Annotated in this window: 3 protein-coding genes and 1 pseudogene; all 4 read right to left on the bottom strand. The window is 65.7% G+C overall.

Annotation, left to right across the window (positions count from 1 at the left end):
- Positions 1-180 (bottom strand): annotated as a pseudogene (locus Q1J95_RS15245) (DNA-directed RNA polymerase subunit beta); the annotation flags it as partial.
- 19 nt (positions 181-199) lie between these two features.
- The gene (locus tag Q1J95_RS15240; RefSeq protein WP_300269181.1) at positions 200-1,000 is read right to left on the bottom strand and encodes an anti-sigma factor; all 801 of its coding nucleotides are present in this window, start codon (positions 998-1,000) and stop codon (positions 200-202) included.
- Positions 997-1,596 carry an ECF RNA polymerase sigma factor SigK gene (gene sigK, locus Q1J95_RS15235; RefSeq protein WP_300269178.1) on the bottom strand — a complete coding sequence of 200 codons (600 nt, stop codon included), beginning with the start codon at positions 1,594-1,596 and terminating at the stop codon, positions 997-999. Before sigK ends, Q1J95_RS15240 begins: the two co-directional genes overlap by 4 nt.
- Before the next feature lie 31 nt (positions 1,597-1,627).
- Positions 1,628-3,346 (bottom strand): cytochrome c biogenesis protein DipZ, encoded by a 1,719-nt coding sequence (locus Q1J95_RS15230; protein WP_300269176.1) that lies wholly within the window; start codon positions 3,344-3,346, stop codon positions 1,628-1,630.
- Positions 3,347-3,553 lie beyond the last annotated feature (207 nt).

The following is a 3,553-nucleotide window of genomic DNA, read 5'->3' as shown; positions in this document are numbered from 1 at the left end:
GGCCGTGAACGCGATCAGTCGCTCGGCGCTCTCGCCCGACTCATCCGCGCGCGCTCTATTCAGCAGAGCGGATGCCGTCGCGTGAGCAACGCGCAACCCCTCAGCGGAATCCGTCGACCCGGCGATGTTGTCGAAGGAGGACGCTGGGCGACGAACGGGGCGGTGAAACTGCTCGGCCATTCATCCAGGCTACCCGCGCTCAGGCGGTAGGGATCACGATGATCGGATCAGCCGTCGGCAGTCCGGTCGGCGACCCACCGGCCGGCTCCACCGTCACAGCGATCGCATCTCCGGCCTGCACGGCGCCCTCCAGCAGCGCCGTCGCGTGACCGGATTCGGCCCGGAACAGACCCGCCGGAACCGGCTGCTCATCTCGTACAAACCAGAGCTGATACGTGCTCTGGTCGTCCAGGCTCTCGAGCCCTTCCGCGACGAGCACAGCCTGGCCGCTCGAGGGCGACCAGTGCGCCGTCGCCGTCGCACCCGAATCGAGCTCGACGCTCGCCTGCTGCGCGTCTGCGGCCGACTCGATCTGCTCGAGTGCGATGACGGATGCCGGGGTCGTCAGGTGCGCGGTGAGAGCGGCGATGCCGATCCCGACGCCCACGATCAACGCTACTGATGCGGCGAGGGCGAAAAGCCGACGCCAGCGACGGCGAGAGGCGGGAGCCGTCTCTCGCGACGCGGCGTCGATTGCCGCGAGCTCGGGCTCGGTGGGTTCCGCTTGGTTCGTCGTCGAGGGCTGGTCAGCATCGCTGTCGGCTGCCGGATCCTGCGGCGTACGCGCGATCTGGGCGAGCAGGGCATCTCGCACACCCGCCGGGGGTACGACGGGTGCGGTCGCCTGAACGAGCTGCGCGGCGGTGTCCTCATCCGCGGCAGCGAGGTGTTGCCACTGCGGGTGGGCGGCCAGGGCGTCCGCGAAACGTCGCTCATCGGCATCCGACAGCGCGTGCAGGGCGTGCCCGGCCGCGAGCTCGGCGAATTCCTGCTCGTTCATGCGTCCACCCCCATCTCTTTCCTCAACCGCGTGAGCCCGTCGCGCATGCGGGTCTTGACCGTTCCCAGCGGAGCTGCAACCAGTGCAGCGATCTCGCTCTGACTGTATCCGCCGTAGTAAGCCAGCACGATCGTCTCGCGCTGCGCGTCGGGAAGTGTCTCCAGCGCCGCGACGACCTGCTCTCCGGCGATGCCGATCTCAACCCGCTCGGCGACACTGTCGAATGCGACACCCGCATCGCGCAGGCCTGCTCTGACATCACGATCGGCACTGGCCTGCGATGCGCGCACCCTATCTACCGCTCGACGGTGTGCGATCGTGAACACCCAACTGCGTCCCTGCCCTCTGTTCGGAGCGAAGCGCGAAGCGGATTGCCAGACCTCGAGAAAGACTTCCTGTAGCACCTCTTCACTCTGGGAGCGATTGACCAGCACTCGGAGGATGAGCCCGAACACGCGAGCGGCGAGCATGTCATACAACTGTGTGAATGCTCCCTGGTCGCCGGCGGCTACTCGAACGAGGAGTTCGGCGGCGTGATCTTTCGCCGATCCGTCCTCCGGTACATCGATACCGTCTATGACCATCTCCACCAGCATGACGCATTCTCCGCTCAGAACGTGTATCTGCTCATCCGAACGTGAACGAGTACACCTGCACGCCGGCCGGAACCTGGACCTCGACCACCCCCGGAGAGATCTCGTCAGTGTCGATCAGCTGGTAGGAACGCGGCGTCCCCTCCACCACGATGCGCTCCTGCCCGTCTTCGCCGGTGACGACGAGCTCGCCCGAGCCCCCGACCACCATCCGCACCTCCGAGGCTCTGTAATCGAGACGGATGGTCGCACCGTCGGCCGTGACTGGCTCGGCATACTGGGTCTCGATCGTCCACGCTCCGTCGAGAGCGAAGGTATCCGCCGCCTGATCGTCGGGGAACGCGAATTCCGCCCGGCCGGCCCGGTAAGGCTCGTCACCGCCGTAGTTCACGTCTTTGGAAGAACCGAGGAAGGTCTCGGGCGTCGTGGATCCGACCTCCGGCGTCTCGTCGGCGACATCGGAGGCCGCGGGGAGTACGATCTCGGGGTCCGCATCGGCCAGCAGCTGTCGAATCAGCTTCTCGGTGGCCTCGTAATTGCCCTCGCCGAACGAGATGTGCCGCACGGTGCCCTCGGCGTCGATCAGGTAGTGCGCGGGCCAGTAGCGGTTGCGATAGTTCGTCCACGTCGACAGGTTGTTGTCGAGCGCGACCGGGTAGTCGATGCCGAAGCTCTCGATTCCGGATGCCACGTTGGCGGCATCCTTCTCGAAGGCGTATTCCGGCGAGTGGATGCCGATGACCTGCAGCCCCGCATCTCGGTAGGTCTCGTCCCAGGCGACGACGTGCGGCAGCGAGCGCAGGCAGTTGATGCACGAGTAGGCCCAGAAGTCGATGAGGACGACCTGACCGCGCAGGTCTTTCAGATCGACGGCGGCACCCTGGGGCGTGTTCAGCCACTGCTCGATCCCACGAATCCGGGGAGCCGTGCCGCACGATTGCAGCTCGTCGGCGCCGTTGGTGCAGTTATCGAGTTCACGGTTCTCGTCGGTCACCAGACCTCCGAGCCCGAGCGCCTCTTCAGCAGCTTCGTTATCGGTGAGCTGCTCCTGCAGTGGCGCGGTGTAGTCGGGGAAGAGACGCTGCAGAGCTTGCGGCACGTTGAAGACCAGTCCGACGGCCAGCGCGATCATCGCGAGGCCAGCCGCGATGCGAAGAGCGCGCTCTCGTGTGCGAAAGGCGCGGATCCGATTGACCAGGCCGCGTCCAGCGAGCGCGAACATCAGCAGCGGAATGGCGACGCCGATGGCGAACGACACCGTCAGCACGACCGTACCGGCACCGATCCGACCGGTCGCGCCCGCGACGATGATCGCTGCCAGAACCGGCCCCGCGCACGGCACGAACACGGCCCCGAGGGCAAGGCCCACCCCGAAACCGTTACCGCGATTGCTCACTTCTTTACGCGGGAGCCATTGGAACGCCTTCTCCAGCAGCCTCTCGAAAGCGGGGATGAGCAGTCCGACGCCGATGACGATGAGGACGACGATGCCCGCCCAGCGCAGCACATCCTGCGGCAGGCCGAGCAGCCCGAGAATGAGCGAGCCGGCGAGCGTCACCAGGGTGAAGCTGAGAACGAGGCCGGCGATCACCAGGTACGGGCGGCCCCGGTGAGCCTGTGCGACCTCGCTATGGCCGTCGAATCGTGCCGACTGCGCGCCACCGGTCAGGAAGATGACCGGTAGCACGGGCAGGATGCACGGGGATATCCCGGTGATGAGCCCACCCAGCAGGCCGATGAGAATCAGATCCATGAATGCCTCGCTTCTGTTGCGAGTTCTTCGACACCTGGGCGATTTCGGATTGATCGGAACGAATCGGAGATTTCTCCCATCCGATCGTCGAAGGCTTCCGAACAGCCCTCAACGCCGCGCAGAAATCGCGGCTCCGAACCCCGGAGGTAGAGAGATGTTCAGCACAAAGAAGAAGATGACCGCAGCCCTGTCGCTCGGATTCGCCAG

Source organism: Microbacterium sp., from assembly GCF_029263575.1.
Classification (GTDB): Bacteria; Actinomycetota; Actinomycetes; order Actinomycetales; family Microbacteriaceae; genus Microbacterium.
The sequence above is the reverse complement of the archived record's forward strand: the minus strand, read 5'-3'. Positions and strand labels throughout refer to the sequence as shown.

Bases quoted from the DNA above. Each gene is read 5' to 3' on its own strand.
- Q1J95_RS15240 (WP_300269181.1), bottom strand. From the start codon at position 1,000: ATGAACGAGCAGGAATTCGCCGAGCTCGCGGCCGGGCACGCCCTGCAC.
- sigK (WP_300269178.1), bottom strand. From the start codon at position 1,596: ATGCTGGTGGAGATGGTCATAGACGGTATCGATGTACCGGAGGACGGA.
- Q1J95_RS15230 (WP_300269176.1), bottom strand. From the start codon at position 3,346: ATGGATCTGATTCTCATCGGCCTGCTGGGTGGGCTCATCACCGGGATA.